The 15,161-nt window shown below is 52.1% G+C and carries 11 protein-coding genes and 1 tRNA gene; 11 read left to right on the top strand and 1 reads right to left on the bottom strand.

Going from position 1 to position 15,161, the window contains the following annotated elements:
- Nucleotides 1-34: 34 nt before the first annotated feature.
- Genes trkA through P159_RS0103670 form a run of 3 tightly spaced genes read left to right on the top strand, consistent with a single transcriptional unit; the run spans nt 35 to nt 4,303 of the window.
- Nucleotides 35-1,378, top strand: a complete 1,344-nt coding sequence (gene trkA, locus P159_RS0103680; RefSeq protein ID WP_029541527.1) for a Trk system potassium transporter TrkA — start codon at nt 35-37, stop codon at nt 1,376-1,378.
- A 17-nt stretch (nt 1,379-1,395) separates the two neighbouring features.
- Nucleotides 1,396-2,850 carry a potassium transporter TrkG gene (locus tag P159_RS0103675; RefSeq protein WP_029541525.1) on the top strand — a complete coding sequence of 485 codons (1,455 nt, stop codon included), beginning with the start codon at nt 1,396-1,398 and terminating at the stop codon, nt 2,848-2,850.
- A 1-nt stretch (nt 2,851) separates the two neighbouring features.
- Nucleotides 2,852-4,303, top strand: coding sequence for a potassium transporter TrkG (locus P159_RS0103670; protein ID WP_029541523.1), 1,452 nt, complete (start codon nt 2,852-2,854; stop codon nt 4,301-4,303).
- A 532-nt stretch (nt 4,304-4,835) separates the two neighbouring features.
- On the opposite strand, the gene P159_RS21115 is transcribed toward P159_RS0103670, so the two are convergent.
- Entirely contained in the window at nt 4,836-4,985 is a 150-nt protein-coding gene (locus P159_RS21115) for a hypothetical protein (RefSeq protein ID WP_318253505.1), read from the bottom strand.
- Here P159_RS21115 and P159_RS21110 point away from each other — a divergent pair.
- From P159_RS21110 to P159_RS0103615, 8 genes are all read left to right on the top strand, one after another.
- The gene (locus P159_RS21110; protein WP_318253491.1) at nt 4,930-6,708 is read left to right on the top strand and encodes a flagellin; all 1,779 of its coding nucleotides are present in this window, start codon (nt 4,930-4,932) and stop codon (nt 6,706-6,708) included. The two genes, P159_RS21115 and P159_RS21110, sit on opposite strands and share 56 nt — an antisense overlap.
- Before the next feature lie 325 nt (nt 6,709-7,033).
- Nucleotides 7,034-8,263, top strand: a complete 1,230-nt coding sequence (locus P159_RS0103650) for a glycosyltransferase (RefSeq protein WP_185753591.1) — start codon at nt 7,034-7,036, stop codon at nt 8,261-8,263.
- Between the two features lie 11 nt (nt 8,264-8,274).
- A complete protein-coding gene (locus P159_RS0103645) occupies nt 8,275-9,462 on the top strand; it encodes a glycosyltransferase family 8 protein (RefSeq protein WP_029541519.1) in 1,188 nt (395 codons plus the stop codon).
- Between the two features lie 46 nt (nt 9,463-9,508).
- Complete coding sequence (locus P159_RS0103640; RefSeq protein ID WP_029541517.1) at nt 9,509-10,228, top strand: methyltransferase domain-containing protein; 720 nt, start codon at nt 9,509-9,511, stop codon at nt 10,226-10,228.
- A gap of 506 nt (nt 10,229-10,734) precedes the next feature.
- Nucleotides 10,735-11,601 carry an AmmeMemoRadiSam system radical SAM enzyme gene (gene amrS / locus P159_RS0103630; protein WP_029541513.1) on the top strand — a complete coding sequence of 289 codons (867 nt, stop codon included), beginning with the start codon at nt 10,735-10,737 and terminating at the stop codon, nt 11,599-11,601.
- Between the two features lie 94 nt (nt 11,602-11,695).
- Entirely contained in the window at nt 11,696-13,744 is a 2,049-nt protein-coding gene (locus P159_RS0103625) for a methyl-accepting chemotaxis protein (protein WP_029541512.1), read from the top strand.
- A 163-nt stretch (nt 13,745-13,907) separates the two neighbouring features.
- Entirely contained in the window at nt 13,908-14,879 is a 972-nt protein-coding gene (locus P159_RS0103620; RefSeq protein ID WP_029541510.1) for a bile acid:sodium symporter family protein, read from the top strand.
- A gap of 196 nt (nt 14,880-15,075) precedes the next feature.
- A tRNA-Arg gene (locus P159_RS0103615) sits at nt 15,076-15,152 on the top strand.
- Nucleotides 15,153-15,161 lie beyond the last annotated feature (9 nt).

Here is a 15,161-nt window from a genome sequence, read left to right as displayed (position 1 = left end):
ATACTACATCATTGGAGAAATGGGAGGGTAAGTCATGCGTATTGTGGTGGTTGGCGCGGGCAAGCTGGGCTATAGCATTGCCGAATTGCTTTCTAAGGAACAGTTTGAAGTAGTGGTCATAGATGTGGATGAGGCCCAGCTGGAGGCGGTGAAGAACACGCTGGATGTGCTGACTATCGCGGCGAGCGGTGCCAGCCCTGTCACCATGGCTGACCCGGATGTGAAGGGGGCGGATATCCTCATTGCCGTCACCGCTTCTGACGAGGTGAATATGGTGGCCTGCATCCTGGCCAAGAAGCACGGCATCACCCATACGGTGGCCCGCATCCGGGATATGCAGTTCGTCAGCGAGGGCAAGGACTATCTCAAGGAAAACTTCGATATTGACCTTATCCTGAATCCGGAGCAGATTACGGCAAACGAAATCAACCGCATCCTCATGACCCCGGCGGCCCTGGATGTGGAAGATTTTGCCAGCGGCAAGATACGCCTTTTCGAGACGAAGGTGCCAAGGAAGTCCAAATTTGCCAATGTGAAGTTCAAGGATATAAAACTGCCCCCCGGGGTGCTGGCGGGCATGATTTTCCGCGATCACCGCATGATCATCCCCCATGGCGATGACAGCCTGCAGCCCCATGACAATGCCTACTTCATCGGCATTCCCGAAGAAATAGAGAAATTCAGTCTGAACTTCGTGCAGCGCAATGCCCGCAAGCTCCACCGGGTCATGATCATCGGCGCAGGCCGCACCGGGCGCCTCCTGGCAGAGTCCTTCGACAAGCAGGGAGTAGAGGTGAAGATCATTGATCAGGACAGGGAGCGCTGTCGCATGGTGGCTTCCCATATGAATAAAGGCATGGCTATATGCGGAGATGGCACGGATCTGGACCTCCTCACTGAGGAAGGTGTGCAGGATGCAGATGTGATGGTGTGCTTGACTGAGGATGACAAGCTGAACCTGATGATGGCGCTGCTGGCAAGGCACCTGTCCGGCAACAAGACCCGCACGGTGGTGAAGGTGTCCCGCAATGAATATATCGAGCTGATGGAGAAAGTGGGCGTGGATATAGCCCTTTCCTCACGGTTGCTGTCAGCCAGCGAGGTGTTGGCCTTTGCCAGGCGAGGCGGCGTGGTGTCTGTGTCGCTTCTCGAAGGTGCCAAGGCAGAGGCAGTGGAGGTCATTGTGCAGCCCGGCGCCCCGGTGGCGGGCAAACCCCTGATGAAGGCCAGCCTGCCTAAAGAATGCCTGGTGTGTGCCTATGTGCGGAGCGAAGAAGCCAGCATTCCGAATGGCCATACCATACTGCAGCCCGGGGACAGGGTGATACTCTTTATACAGACGAAGTTTGCCCAAGAGGTCATGAAGTATTTTAAATAGCAGAGGGGAGGGGGAACATGGAACTTTTCTGGCATCTTATGAGCCGCATGAGCCAGATTTTTTTCTTTGCACTTATCCTGCCCTTTTTGCTGGCCTGCAGGCTCAAGGAGTGGGAGCCGGCGGGGGCGATCTTCATCACGGGTTTCCTTGCGGCAGCGGCGGCCTGGGAATTTGCCCTCAGGGCCCGCAGGCGGGAGCGCAGGGGGCAGATGTCCCTGAAAGAAGGGGCCATGTTCATGGTGATAGTGTGGTTTTTCCTGGGGATTTTGGGCATGATGCCCTTCTTGCTTTCGGGAATAACCCATAGCATCCCGGCGGCTTTTTTGGAAAGCATCTCGGCCCTCACCACTACGGGGCTGCCTGCCGTCACTGCCACCCGTGAGGGCTGGCCCTGGTCCCTCCTGCTCTGGCATGCCATCATGAGCTGGCTGGGGGGCTTTGGCTTCGTGGTGATACTGGTCACGGTCATGCCCCAGGTCAGCGGCTGCTTTGGCGTGACTTTGTCAGCCCGGCAGATGATATCTTTCAGCCCCATCTGGCAGAGGATGCGGACGTCTATCCGCCAGGGGGCGGCGGTGTACGGGCTTTTGACAGCTTTGGCAGTGCTGGCCTATTACCTGGCGGGGCTGTCTTTCGGCCGTTCTCTTGTCACGGCCATGCTGACCATTTCCTCCGGAGCTGATGCCTGGACTTTGGACTTCAGCAATATGCCCAATTCTGTCTGGATGGCAGCGGGGACAGTGATGTTTTTGGGAAGCCTGAACCTCCTGCTCTTATGGAAAAGCTGGAAGCGGCGCAGCCTCAGGATGCTGGTGCATGATACGGAACTGCAGTTTTTCCTGCTGGTGCTTTTGGGGGCAACGACTTTGATTGTGGTGAACCTCAGCGGCACAGGCATGTTCAAGCCTGGCGAGGCTTTGAAGGTTGGTTTTTTCCAGGTGCTTTCCTTCATCTCCACTTCGGGGCTGGCTGTGAATCCTTTCTGGGAGTGGCCGGGCTTTGAAAAATATGTGCTGCTGATGGTGTGCTTTGCCGGGGGGTGCATGGGCTCCCCCACGGGTGGCCTCAAGATGGTGCGCCTGCTGGTGCTGAACCGCCTGCTGGATGCAGGCCTGAAGAATTCACTGCACCCCAATATGGTGCCGGTGGTGAAGCTGGACGGCCTGGCCGTGGAGGAAAAAGTGGTGGGACGCATCCTGTCCTTTTTCTTTCTCTACATGGTGACCTTCGCTCTGTTTGCCCTGCTGCTTTCTATCTCCGGCATCAGTCTCCTGCAGTCAGCAGGCTATGCCGCAGCCTGCCTTACCAGCAACAGCTCAGCGGCCCTTCTCTACGGCGGCCCCGGGGCGGCGGCGCTGCCAGGCTGGAGCCAGCTCCTGATGGCTCTCCTGATGATAATGGGGCGGATAGAGGTGTTTTCGTTTATCTTGCTGGCTGGGTTTACGGTAGAATCCATGAGGGAGAAGTGGTAATTTGAAACAACAAATAATCTTCTACGTCCTCAGCCGCATGATCTTCGCGGAGGCAGTCGTCTTATTATTCCCCATGGCCATTGCCTGGTACAACCGTGACCACAATGTGGTGAGCTTCCTGATGGCTTCCGTCCTTGCGGGCACCGTGGCCCTGGTGCTGCGTTCCCGCACAAAGATTGCAGCGGAAAAGCTGACCCTCAAGGAGGGCATTGCCATCACGGGGCTGGCCTGGGTGGTGACTACCTTTCTGGGGATGCTTCCCTATGTCAGCGGCGGGTATCTGAATCCTTTGGATGCCTTCTTTGAAAGCATTTCCGGCTTCACCACCACGGGAGCCACTACCTTCACCAGCCTGGCTGACCTGCCCCAGAGCATTCTTTTATGGCGAGCCATGACCAACTGGCTGGGGGGCCTGGGTATCATCGTCATCTTTATCGCGCTTCTCCCCCAGGCAGGGGCAAGCACGGTGAATATGTACCGCGCCGAGGGTGCGGGGCCTACTGATGACCGTGTGCTGCCCAAGCTGCGGGATATGACGAAAGCACTTTTCATCATTTATATATCTTTTACAGGGGCGGCGGCCTGCCTTTACCTGATAGGCGGCCTGGACCTTTTCCAATCCCTGGTCCATGCTATGGCTACCGTGGCTGGGGGCGGCTTTTCCTCCTATGATGACAGCGCCATGCACTTTGACAGCGTGTGGCTGGAGGGCTGGATGGCCTTTTTCATGGCGGTGGCGGGAGGCAGTTTCGGCCTTTACTACCGGGCCTGGCACAAGGGCCTGCACCTACTCTGGCGGGACACGGAGTTCCGTGCTTATGTGTGCTGGCTGGCGGGCTGTTCCGTCCTCATAGCTCTGGTGCTGATGATGGAGCTGGGCTATACTCCGGGCTATGCCCTGCGCTTGTCCACCTTCCAGGTCAGCTCTGTGGCTACTACGGGTTTTGTGTCCACGGACTTCGACCTGTGGCCGGAGTTCACCAAGGGCCTGCTGATCCTACTGATGATCGTGGGGGGCTGCGGCGGCTCCACCGCCAGCGGCCTCAAGGTGGCCAGGATGGTGGTGCTGTTCAAGAGCACCTGGAATATCGTCCATCAGAAACTCTCCCCCCGGCGAGTAACCCCTGTGCGGCTGGGAAGCGCGAGAGTCGACGAAACCCAGGTGCTGCGCATCGGTCAGTATTTCTTCCTTTACATGGTGTGCCTGGCCCTCTGCACACTCTTCATGACCTGGGACGGTATAGGCACCTTCGACTCCTTCGGCATAGCCGTGGCCACCCTGGGCAACGTAGGCCCCGGCTTCGGGGTTATCGGGGCAACACAGACGTATGCGGGACTATCGGACTTCGCCAAGGTGACCCTCTGCGTCTTTATGCTTCTGGGGAGGCTGGAGATACTGACCTTGCTGGTCATGCTCCGGCCCAACTTTTGGAGAGGGGAGAGGTATTGGTGAGGAGTGTCTGCCTGCGGGCCCTTTGCTATTGAATTTCAAATCTGACTATGCTATACTTGTCTTAGGCAAACGCGAGGAAACATATAAACACAAACAGGAAGCCCCCGGAAGGACTGCTACTCCAACCGGGGGCTTCTTGCATACTTACGGCTATGCCGGACCGGGCTTAGCTACCCATGATTAACGTGATGGCAAGGTCTAAGCACTTGACGAGGTAGTAGGCAACTACGCTCGCCATGACCGCCAGCACAAAGTCGCGAGAAAACATACAACACACCTCCCTCCCATAAGGGGCTCCAAAGAGGCTTTGGGCAACGATTATATTATGAATCATTTGTTCTCTGACCGTCAAGCAAAATATATTTGAGAAATTTTTCTCCTCCCTCTTAAGAAATCCCAAAAACTTACGATATATAGGATAGAAATATATGTCAGATAAGGGCGGCGGGGCTTCCACCGCCCTTTAAGGGCAAGGCTGCATGAGCCTCGGGTCCGCAGGGACAGCAGGGCCGGGGCCACTGAGAATGTTTGACTAGGCGGCCCTGTGGCTGCCCACCAGGGAGGATGTGTCAACAATGGCAATGGTTGTAAAGAACAACATGTCGGCGGTGAACACGCTCAACACATTGAACGCGAACTCCGCCGCGCTGGCGAAAAGCCTGAAGAAGGTCTCCAGCGGCATGAAGATAAACTCTGCCGCAGATGACGCCTCGGGCTACGCCATTTCTGAACGCATGAGGGTCATGGTGCGCTCTCTGGACCAGGCGGACCAGAATGCGCAGAATGGCCAGAGTATGATGAAAGTGGCAGAGGGTGCGGTAAGCTCCACCGTGGATATCCTCAAGACCATGAAGGAAAAGGCTATCAATGCCGCCAACGATAGCAACACAGATTCCGACCGCGCTGCCATCCAGAAGGAACTTGACCAGTCCATAGACCAGATTGATGATAATGCACTTATCACCTACAATGGGAAGACGCTGGTGGACGGCAGCAAGATGGCTAAGGGGTCGGCGACCAAGACGTCTATGACCAATCAGAGCCTGCATGAGGACACCAATGGCGCTACCAAGCTGATAGATCTGCAGAACCGCAATGGTGAGAGGCTCAATATTCAGACCACTGATACGCTGACAATTTCTTATGTCATTCAAGGGCGCAATTATAGTGTGGATATTGATATTGATAAAAATACCACATTGGACAGTGCATTGATTGAGGCTAGTGAGCCGTATACTAGGAATAGTCCCGCGGCGGCTTCGGCTTATAGCGTGTATGATTCGTCCAAAGCGCAGGCTAATTCGATTTATTCTTCTTCGTATAGTCAAGCTGGTAGTACGTACGCCTCGTCTGTTGCCAATGCATCGTCTACCTACAATGGTGTCGTGCAGAATACGGTGAGTACGATGAATTCTGCATATGCTGCTATGTCTACTAACAATTCGTTGTACGACTCGGCTTATTCGGTGTGGCATAGTCAAAATCCAAATGCGAGTATTACTGATATTTTGAACTGGGCAGCATCGCCTACTGGTGGATCTACATACAATGCAAACTATAATTCAGCATCTGCAGTGTATGCATCTGCTGTGAGCGCATACTCATCAACAGAGGCATCGGCTTCTGCGGTTATGTCTTCCAGCATATCTTCGGCGGCTACAGTAAGGAATTCCGCGTACAGTTCAGCTTCTACAGTTCTTTCCGTAGCCCTTTCCACCGCTGCTTCCACTCTTGGCGAGGCCGTAGGCGAGTTGATACCTTATAAGCTAAGCGTAGATGCCAGCGACGTAGTAGGCAAGGCTGCGTCTGGTGACACGGTTTACACCGCTAACCGTGAGAAGGCCATCACCATCACTTCTGGTTCTGCTGGTACCAGATTCCAGATTTCCGGCATCACGTTCAGTGTGAAGGATTCGAAGGGCCAGGTAAAGAAGTCCGTCAACGCCGTGCTGGATGATTTTAACGAATCCGTGAGGGCGGTCAATAAATCCAATGACAATGCCATCACCCTCCAGGTAGGCACCAAGGCGAATCAGTCCATTCGCATAGGTCTTACGGATATGCGCACCGAGGCTTTGGGGTTGAAAGCTTCTACGGGTGAAACCATCAGCGTTGCAACCCAGAAGAATGCGAATGCTGCTATCAACGTGCTGGACAATGCTTTGCAGAAAGCTCTCGACCAGCAGACTGATATTGGTGCTGTCCAAGCTCGCCTGGAAATGACTTCAGCAAATCTCGTTCTCTCCAGTCAGAATGTCCAAGCCTCCGAATCTACCATTCGTGATGCAGACATGGCCAAGGAAATGACCGAGTACACCAAGAATAACGTCCTCCTGCAAGCCGCCCAAAGTATGCTGGCCCAAGCCAATCAGTCCAGCTCCAGCGTGCTGAGCCTGTTGCAGTAAGAAGGATTTGTGATGTTTCGTAACCCAGCCTCCCCCCGTTTACGGGGGGCGCGTAGCGCGGGAGTCCGGTGGACTCCTTGGAGGGGGACCGCCAAAGGTGGTGGAAGGGGTGCGAGTCATCGGATAAGTAAATATTTAGCAAGAAAAGTCTCCATACAAAGGGAGGCTTTTCTTGTTTTATGGCGTATTATACTATTAGAGAAGTCTCCCCCGTAAACGGGGGAGGCTAAATCGTGAAGCTGTGTTTGATTACTAAAAGCGGGGTGGGATAATGAATCGCAAGCGGATTGGGGAGGATGCGCGGATGGTGCATGTCTCCTATGCTATGACGGATAAGAACGGTACATATAGCAAATATATTGGCGCTTCTATGTGCTCCCTTTTTGAGCGCACGGATTCCTGGGTTACCATACATCTTTTGCATGACGATACCCTTACGGAAAAGAACCGCAATTACTTTGTCGAACTGACTCGTACTTATGGCCAGCAGATTTTCTTTTACAACGTAGCAGAGGAATGCAAGGATCTATTGGCTGAGGCCAGAGAAATCTTTAAGCGAGCTGTAGATACGGATTACTACACCCCAGCAGCGCTATATCGTCTTTTGGCCCCTATTTTGTTGCCCCAAGATGTGAAACGTCTTATTTATCTTGATGCTGATACCATTGTCAACATGGATATCAGAAAGTTCTGGGAGGTTTTTCTTGATGGCAACCCTTTGGGGGCTGTGACTGAGCGTACATTGATGGAGCATTATCAGAAGCAGATAGACAGGTCAATTGACGAAAAACTCTATCTGTTCAAAAACAGCTGGACGGATTTTGATACCTGCTTCAACTCTGGTGTACTGATTATGGACTTGGAGAAGATGCGTAATATGGGGGAAATTCTTCTGCCGGGACTGCGGTTCATTGTGCAGCACGAGGAAGAATGTCGCTTCTTCGATCAGGATATTTTGAACTATTTCTTTGCTAGAGATTTCCTACATCTTCCTTGGAATTATAATATTCTTCAATCCTGGGACAGGGAGTGGGGGAGCCCGGAACCTGTAGAAGGTATCTATCACTATATGGGGCGCACTTTAAGGTATAATTATGAAGAGCCGCGTGATAGAATTTTTTATGAAGCTTTCGTCAAAACCCCTTGGTGTGATGCTGAATTTATTTGCAAGAGCTACGCTGTCACCAGGAATATTTTGGCAGGTGAACTGAATAAGTGTGTTGAGAGAAATCGTAAGGCTTCAGCGGCCTGGGCCAGGAGTAAACGGGTTTTTGTGGGGCCAAAGAAAGATGAGAAGCAGCTTCGGGAGATGTTTATGCTGTCTGATGAAGAACCATATTTGGCTATGGATGATGGCTGGAAGAAAGGTTTGAATCTTCCATACGAATTGGGAACACATATTTATGTGTTTTTTATGAACAGCTTCCCAGAATTGAAGGTAAAATTAGATGAGGCAGGCTGGAAGGAATGGGAAGATTATATTGATGGCAAGTCCATTATCATTCCTCATCCTACCAGACTATTAGACGAGTATCGAATCTTCCTTGTTATGTGAGGTGGCTGAAGATGATACATGTTTGCTATGCAGTTTCAGATAAAAAAGGGACATATACCAAGTTTGTTGGAGCATCTATATGTTCCATATTTGAGCATACCAAGGAATGGGTGACGGTGCACTTTTTGCATGACTATACTCTTTCGACTGATAATCGTCGTTATTTGATGCAGATGGTGCGGGATTATGGTCAGCAGATAGTGTTTTATGATTTCGAGAGACTGTATAAAAAACGTTTCGCAGATCTGAAAGATGATTTTGAATGGCTGAAACAGCATTTGAAGCCAGGGGTCAGCTTGGCTACGTGGTATCGTCTTTTAATAGGTGAAGCTTTGGAGCGAGTTGACAGGGTAATTTATCTTGATGGTGATACAATTGTTAATATGGATATAAAGGAGCTTTGGGAGGAAGAAACGGGTAAAAATGGATTGGCTGCCGCCCCTGATACAATCATACAGCAGGAACATTACAGTGTGATGGTAAAAAGAGGCCTTTATCCTGAAGAGCGGTATTTTAATGCAGGTGTATTATTGCTTGATTTGGAAAAGTTTAGAAAAGAAGAAAATGTTTTGGAGCGTGGCCTGAAATTCCTCCGTAAGAAGAAATTGGTGGACTATTTGGATCAGGATGTGCTGAATTATTTCTTTGGCAAGGATTGCCGTATATTGCCAGAGAAATACAATACGCTGGTAATGCAGGAATTTGCTGATAGGCGGGAGAATGTGGAGGAACGCATCTATCACTATGCCGGACAGCGCTATGCCATAGATGCAGTAAATAATTTCCATCGTCTGTTTTTGGAGCATCTTGCTAAGACACCTTGGTGCAATGCGGATTTTTTAGCTAATATAGCTCGGCATATACATCAGTCTAGTCGTTCATTGCTGCTTGGCTATGCTAACTTTATTGCCGGTATGCATCGTGTTGTTGTAAGTGAAGAATCTGAAAAAGAGAAACTCACTAAAATGATGATGTTGAAAGATAAGGAGAAGTTCCTCACTTTGAAGGAGTTTGATAAACAGGGATTGCGCTTAGAGCCAGATGAAATACTTCTTTTCTTTATCAAGCCGGAAGCATTTGAGAATATAAAAAAACACTTGGAAGAGTGTGGCTGTATCGAAGGTGTTCACTTTATGAACGGCAATATATTCCTCTATCGTGATGGTGGGCAGGATGCGAAGATTTTGCGAGAGGCTTGAAGGATGCTCCTAAATTTATGTGACTTAAGAGAGGACGATGATTCCAGTGGATAATACTCCTTATGATGAAAACTTTTATCGTGCTCAAAAGGACGGTTCCTATCGCTCAGCAGAACTGACAATACCTGTACTCTTCAACTATATTCCAAAGCCAAAGACAGTAGTAGACGTTGGCTGCGGTCTGGGCACATGGCTGTCTGTGTTCAAACAGCATGGGGCAGAAGTAGCGGGGGTGGATGGTTCCTATGTCCAAAAGGATATGCTCTATATCGACAAGGAAGAATTCTTCGAGGCCGACTTGGAAAATGAATCCATCACCAATGGTGGTCAGCGCTTCGACCTGGCTGTGAGCCTGGAAGTGGCGGAGCACCTTTCTGCCAAACGTGCTCCTACTTTTATCCATGATTTGACTGCCCTTTCCGATATGGTTTTCTTTTCCGCTGCCGTGCCCCTGCAGGGGGGCACGAACCATATCAACGAGCAATGGCAGTCTTACTGGGCCAAGTTCTTTGCAGATGAAAACTACGTCTGCCTGGATTGCATCCGTCCGCAGATTTGGGGAGAGAATGAGATAAAGGTGGAATACAAGCAGAATATCCTGCTGTATGTGAAGGAGTCTGCCCTGAGCAACTATCCTCGCCTGCTGGAATTCTACCTGGCCCGCCGTCACGACAAGCAGCACTTGGACATGATCCATCCGGATAACTGGCTGGGAGTGGTGCATTATATGCACGAATTGATGCGGAAGCAACAAGGGCTGCAATAGCAAGGATAAAAGCAGTACTGTGGGGGGCGGCTGGTTTCGCTTTCTTATGTTTTCAACTCACCTATTACTGTGACAGCCACCAGGAGGCTGGAATACTGCGGGAGTCGTGAGGGGATAAGAAAAGCCACCCTGGACGGGTGGCCATGTTTGTTCAGCAAGATGCTCCATATTCATATATGGCATCACTTGGCAGGTCGATATCTTCGCTCCAATATACGCAGGTGCGACTTTCATCTAAATGCACATTTTTGAAAAGGCCATACTCAGTCATCAACGGGCGATATGTGGGAAGTGTATTTATGTCATCCTTCACATCGTATATGACATCTTTCCCGTCGTCAAAAATTACATGTAGCGTAAAGTCTTCGCAGGGTTGCAGATATTTTATACGGGGAATCATTGTATTCGCCTCCCTTACTTCAATGGTGGAAGTTTGCGTATATATTCGTGGTCTAATGTTATCATAATTTACTGAATTTGTCATTAGGTCTGTAGGAGGATGCACCATGCTTGATAATAAACTCACCTGCCGCCTCTGCCACCACGCCTGCCAGCTGTCAGATGGCGACACGGGCTTTTGCAGGGCCCGGGGGAATCGTGGAGGGCGGCTGGCTTCGCTTTCTTATGGTCTGCTGACTTCGGTGGCCTTGGACCCTATAGAGAAGAAGCCCCTTTACCACTTTTATCCCGGCAGTCGGATTCTTTCCGTGGGCAGCTTTGGGTGCAATCTGGCCTGTCCTTTCTGTCAGAACTACAGCATTTCCCAGGCGGGGGAGACTGACCTTTGCTATGAGGATGAGGGGGCGGGGCTGAGAGTTTATCGGCTGCCGCCGGAGGACTTGGTAGAGCTGGCTTTGGATACGCAGGAGAGGCATGGGAATATTGGCGTGGCCTTCACCTATAATGAGCCTTTGATGAATTACGAATATGTGCGGGACAGTGCAAGGCTGTTGAAAGAGGCGGGGCTGAAAGTCGTGCTGGTGACAAATGGGACGCTTTCCACAGGGCCCTTGGGGAGGCTCCTGCCGCTGGTAGATGCCTTGAATATCGACCTCAAGGGCTTTACGCCGGAATTTTACCAGTGGGTGAGGGGAGACTTTGAGCTGGTGCGCACGAATATACGCGCCGCTCATGAGGCAGGATGCCATGTGGAGGTCACGACGCTGGTGATACCGGGGCACAATGACAGCCCGGAGGAAATGGAAAGGGAGGCAGAGTGGCTGGCTTCTCTTTCTCCGGAAATTCCTCTGCACCTGTCCCGCTATTTCCCACGGTTCCATTTGCATGAGCCTGCCACTCCCGTAGAAACGTTGGTGCGCTTACAGGGAATAGCGGAAAAGCATTTGCGATATGTGCATCTGGGGAATGTGTGAGCGCAGAAAAATTAATATTTATTCCAGCAGGTATTTCCCCAAGGGATTTCGAATAGTACAGGCATTGGAGATTATTGAGAGGGAGGGTGTTTCTATGGCTGGAATCAACGTGAAATCCATAGGAGGACCAAAGACAGTGAAGGCCGAAATCCTGGCTTTCGTGCTGCCGGTGGTCATAGTTGGTCTCCTGCTACTTTCAGGCATTATTTTCAAGTACACCAGTTCTGCCTTTGAGGAACAGCTGGTGGCCGGCTCCGAGAAGACTACCGCCGAAGTGGCGGATGGTGTCTCTGACTGGATGGCGGCCCGCATGCTGGAAACCCAGATGACGGCCAATTCTCTGGCAGCCAGGGGGCTGCCTGCAACTCAGGCAGAGCTTATTGCCAACAATGAGCTGCGCCTGAAACTGATGGAGAAAATCTATCCTGGCGTCTACGACAGCGTCAGCTGGGGGCCCTTTGACGGTTCCGGCCTGCTGCATGGCTGGACCAAGGCTGGCTACAAGGAAATGCACAATGCCGACAAGGCCTGGTACAAGGAAACCATGAAGGGGGAGAAGGACTCCTTTATGGCGCCTCCTGTCATTTCCCAGGCTACTGGCAAGATCATAGTGAACTCTATCGCTCTGGCCAAGAATCCTTCCGGCCAGAATGTGGCCATGGTGCTGGCAGCTGTTTATGTGGATGCCGCCCGGGAGAAGGTGGGGGCCTTTAAGATTGGCAGCCAGGGCTACAGCTATCTGGTGGCACAGGATGGCACTTATATCGTCAATCCCAATGAAGAAGCCATCATGAAGGAGAAAATCACCGATGAAAAGGATCCGGCTCTGAGAGAGCTGGGCCAGAAGATGACTGCGGGAGAAGAAGGCTGGCTGAAGTTCACCCGGGCAGACGGGGAGAATATGATTGCCTTCTATGCTCCCGTGAAGGCCACGGGCTGGAGCATGGCAGCCGTCGCCTATGAGTCTGAGCTTTTTGCGCCTGTTTACAGCCTGCTGAAGATTGTGGCAGGCCTGTCCATTATCATTTTGGTGGTCATTTCCCTGGGCATTGTCATGACGGTGAACAAGGTCATGGCACCCCTGGGGGCTATGGTGGATGAGCTGAAGCTGCTGGCTTCCGGCAACTTTGAAGACCGTCCTGCCAAGGTCGTAGTGGAAAATGAATTGGGCATCCTGGCTCAGGCGGTGCGTGATATGCGCCAGAGCGTGGCCAAGGTCATGCGCTCTGTTCATGATTTCTCCCAGAATCTGGCTGCTTCCTCAGAGGAGCTCAATGCTACCACTGAGCAGTCCGCCCAGGCCTCTGATCAGGTGGCCAATTCCATTGTGCGGGTGGCTCAGGGCACCAACGAGCAGCTGGGAGCTGTAAGCTCCACCACCGAGGCTATCGAGCGCCTCAGCGGTACCATCCAGACAGTGTCCGGCGAGGCAAGCGCCGCCGCTGGCGAAGGCCGTCAGGCAGCAGAGATTGCCCGGGACGGCGGCAGGACCCTGGAGGAAGCCATCACCCAGATCAAGCATATCGAGGCCAGCAGTCTGGAGTCCATGAAAGTGGTGAAGGCTTTGGGCGAAAGGTCTTCGGAAATTGTGGCAATCGTTGAGACCATCACCGGCATTGCCGAGCAGACCAACCTCCTGTCCCTGAATGCAGCCATTGAGGCCGCAAGAGCAGGTGAGCAGGGCCGGGGCTTTGCGGTGGTGGCAGAGGAAGTCCGCAAGCTGGCTGAGTCCTCCCGTGAGGCAGCCCAGCAGATTGCAGATCTCTTGAAAGCTGTGGGCAGCGATATCGACAATGCCATCAGTGGCATGGAAGCGGGCAACGCCGAGGTGCAGAAAGGCGCCGCCAACATCATTTCCATGGGAGATTCCTTCCGCAAGATCATCGAGCTGGTGGAGAATGTCTCCGGCCAGATTCAGGAAATCAGCACGGATATCACCGGTATGGCCAGGAATGGCGAAGAGATTGTGGGCCATGTGCGCACCATCGATGCCGCCAGCCGCAGCGCCGCTGAGGAGTCTCAGACGGTATCTGCCGCTACGGAAGAGCAGAGCGCTTCCGTGCAGGAAATCGCCAACGCCAGCCGCAGCCTGGCCAAGATGGCCACGGATCTGCAGGCAGAGGTGCAGAAGTTCAAACTTTGATATTGATTACAGTCAGGGGAGGCCGCAAGGCCTCCTTTTTCATGTATGAACACAAATATCTTCTGCTTCAGAACTTGACAAAGTTACACGTGGGGTGTATCATACAAAACATCGTCGGATAAATATCTGTCCGTGTATGAAAAACATTTTGGAGGGATTTATTATGGAGAGAATGAAACAGGCAGCGCAATTTTTGGCATCGCACACGGCGGCTTTCGTCATTATTGCAGCCATTATTGCCTTCTTCGTGCCGCAGATGTTTGGCTGGGTGAAAGGGCAGAGCCAGATTATTATTCTCTTCATTATCATGTTCAGCATGGGGCTGACCCTCACTGCGAAGGATTTCAAGGTGCTGGCTTCCCGTCCTCTGGATATCTTCATCGGAGCCGCAGCCCAGTATCTCATCATGCCCTTCTCGGCATATTTCCTGTCCAAGAGCCTGGGGCTTTCAGATGAGATTGCCGTGGGCCTCATACTGGTGGGGTGCTGCCCCGGTGGCATTTCTTCCAACATCATGAGTTTCCTCTGCAAAGGGGATGTGCCCCTGTCTGTGGGCATGACCACTGCATCCACTCTTTTGGCACCTCTCATGACGCCTGCCATGGTGCTTCTCCTTGCGGGGGAACGCATTGAAGTACCGGCAGCAGGCATGTTCCTGACTATCGTGGAAGCGGTCATTGCTCCGGTGCTCCTGGGCTTCCTGCTGAATTATCGCTATGGCCAGACCCGTACCATGGATGATGTGCGCCAGGTGATGCCTTCTGTGGCTGTTATTGGACTGGCCCTCATCGTGGGCGGTGTCATTGCCCTGCAGGGCAGCAACTTCTTCACTGCCGGCATAGTTATCTTCCTGGCGGTGCTGGCTCACAATGCTGTGGGGTATTTCCTGGGCTACTTCGTGGGCCGCTTTACAGGCATGAACGAAGCCAAACGCCGCACTCTGTCCATTGAGGTAGGCATGCAGAACGCCGGTCTTGCCACTGGTCTTGCCGTAGCCCACTTCGCCATCTACCCCCACGCAGCTCTGGCCTGCGCCGTGTCCTGCGCCTGGCACTCCATCTCCGGCACCCTGCTGGCCGGCTGGTTTGTCCGCCGCGACGAAAAAACAGAAGCAGCAGTGGCTTCCATAAGCTAACTAAAAGACAATTGAAACTATAAATTGGGCCCCTGGATGGGCCCCGCGGACGCGGAAATCACACGATGTGATTTCAGTCCGCGTTTTCTTTTTGTTACTTTTTCTTTGCGACAAAGAAAAAGCAAGGAGGTAACGTATAGGATAAGCGTAAATTTTCCTTGAATAACCAACACATATATGTTAAAATATCTTGTATGCGGTTGTAGCTCAGCTGGATAGAGCATTCGCCTCCTAAGCGAAGGGTCGGGCGTTCGAATCGCCCCAGTCGCACCATTTGCAATC

The sequence above is a fragment of the Selenomonas sp. AB3002 genome (assembly GCF_000702545.1).
GTDB classification, from domain to species: domain Bacteria; phylum Bacillota; class Negativicutes; order Selenomonadales; family Selenomonadaceae; genus Selenomonas_B; species Selenomonas_B ruminantium_A.
This window is presented reverse-complemented; position numbering and strand designations above follow the sequence as displayed.